This is a genomic window from Glaciecola sp. MF2-115 (assembly GCF_047250385.1).
Lineage (GTDB): Bacteria > Pseudomonadota > Gammaproteobacteria > Enterobacterales > Alteromonadaceae > Glaciecola.
Map to the genome: position 1 here is coordinate 1 of NZ_JBLBVM010000014.1, position 2,256 is coordinate 2,256.

A 2,256-nucleotide genomic window follows, 5' to 3' on the forward strand; every position below is an offset into this window, starting at 1 on the left:
GTTTGGTCAAAATCGTAATAAATTCCGGCTACCTAACAATCGCATCAGTTCACTCCCTTCGGTCGCTGGGACAACTTTACGGGCGCATTTCGCTACGCTCAAGAGCTGCACCCATAAACTTGCCCTCTATGCGGGGTGTTATGTTTCTACGACAGCATAGTGAGCGAAGACTTGGAAGCTAAGAAAGTTTATTACTGTTTAAAGCCATCACTCCCACTCAAGTTATGTTTGTTTTTAGCAGTTTTTCTGTGTCTTTATATAGTGTTGAGCTTATGGGTATCTTATATCGTAGCTTTGTTATTAGCTGTTCTATGTTCAAACATTGCTGTTGGAGTAGACTCTACAATTGGTGATTATTTAGCGAGGCAAGCGGAGCTAAGAAAAACACAGCCAAACATCTGGTTCGTCTTAGATAAAGAAGCGGAATATAGCAGGTATGGACCCTTTAGGGCGAAAAAAAGAGCAGACGGACTTGGTAAAAATAATGACAGCGACTAACAAAGGACTTGGTATAAGCTCGTTCTTTCAAGAGTTACTCTCATCTGTTTTTAATGAGTTTATTTCGGGTGCGCGAGCATTCGTTGTTTGGTCCACGCTACTAACCATCAGTTGCTGTATCAACGTCAAACGACTATTGTTTTACCTAAATGGTTAACGTAAGGAGACATGGATTGTTTTATCAAGACCGCAATAACATCAAACCACATAACAAACGCATCAGTTCACTCCCTTCGGTCGCTGGGACAAGCTTACGGGCGCATTTCGCGTTGCTCAAGAGCTGCACCCATAAACTTGCCCTCTATGCGGGGTGTTAGGTTGTTAATGAAAATTTTGAAATCGTTATTTTTTTTGTCGATTGTTGGTTTATCTTCATGTTATCGAATATCCCATGAGGCTTATGGGACAATGTATTTTTCTGTTTCAGACATAGAAAAGGCTGAACTTATTAGTGCCCTCGATTCATTCGCTAAGGACAATTCAATGGTAAAAATTCAGGAAGGTGGAGAAAGAATGCTTCCAGAAAAAATGAAGGTGCTTGTTCATGCAATATATGAAAACTCCCAGGACTATCAGCTAGCAGTTCAAAATTTTCTAAACGTTTATTGCTATTCTGCTTCAACATATGATTTTGGAAATAAAGACTATAAAGTAGCAGAGAATTTATCAAAAAAACTGAAAAATAGATTTCAATCAGTTTTCAACGGTAGACTTACGTTTTACAAAGATCAGTATTGCGAACAAGCAATATAATGAACGACTATAGCTAAAGCTCGTTCTTTCAAGAGTTACTCCCAACTGTTTTTAACTAGTGATTTTCGGGTGCGCGAGCATTCGCTGTTTGGTTTCCGCTAGTCAACATCAGTTGCTGTATAAACGTTAAACGAGTATATTTTTACCTAAATGGTTAACGCAAGGAGGCATTTAATGTTTAATCACAATCGAGTTAAATCAACCAAATCTAACAAACGCATCAGTTCACTCCCTTCGGTCGCTGGGACAAGTTTACGGGCGCATTTCGCTTCGCTCAAGAACTGCACCCATAAACTTGCCCTCTATGCGGGGTGTTATGTGTAACGCGAGCAACTAAGTCAATTAAACAAGGAAGGTGCATGAATACAATCACGAAATGGTTAATTCTTTTGGCATTAATTTTTATTGCTATTAGTTTCTATAGTTACGGAAACTCAACAGGCATGTTTATTTTTATCATTTTAGGCTTTCTTTTTGAGGCCGCGTTTTGGTTAAAGCTATTTAATCGTAAAAAGAAACGAAGTAGCACGTAATAGTATTGCTTGTTAGATAGTCCCCTCGGGTTCGCGAGCGTGTGATGTTTATTCGTGCTGCCCCATTGACTTTAAAGCTGGCTCTATCGCTAAAACAGAAAGCACATCTCAAGGTGGATAACTGTTTCCATGTTCGCGAGCATTTGTTGTTTGGTTTCCGCTAAATGACCTTTGTTGCCGTCGCGAAAGTTAAGCGCACGCTCGTTCTTTCAAGAGGACAAGGCAGGTGTTTTTAAAAAGCTATTTTCGGGTGCGCGCGCATCTGCTGTTTGGTCTTCGCCAGGATAATTCACTTGTTGTTTCAGTCAAAGTTGGGTAATGTTTAACTTCAAACAACGTATCAAATAACAACATCAAAGGAGTGAGGTTTGTTAATTCAAAATTGCATTAATCCAACCAGTTATAACAAACGCATCAGTTCACTCCCTTCGGTCGCTGGGACAACTTTACGGGCGCATTTCGCTACGCTCAA

General features: G+C 39.9%; 2 protein-coding genes. Both read left to right on the forward strand.

Going from position 1 to position 2,256, the window contains the following annotated elements; translation table 11 throughout:
* Nucleotides 1-822: 822 nt before the first annotated feature.
* The gene (locus tag ACKLNX_RS00085; RefSeq protein WP_412970770.1) at nucleotides 823-1,251 is read left to right on the forward strand and encodes a hypothetical protein; all 429 of its coding nucleotides are present in this window, start codon (nucleotides 823-825) and stop codon (nucleotides 1,249-1,251) included.
* 359 nt (nucleotides 1,252-1,610) lie between these two features.
* On the forward strand, nucleotides 1,611-1,784 hold the full coding sequence (locus tag ACKLNX_RS00090; RefSeq protein WP_412970771.1) for a hypothetical protein: 174 nt from the start codon (nucleotides 1,611-1,613) through the stop codon (nucleotides 1,782-1,784).
* Nucleotides 1,785-2,256: the final 472 nt, after the last annotated feature.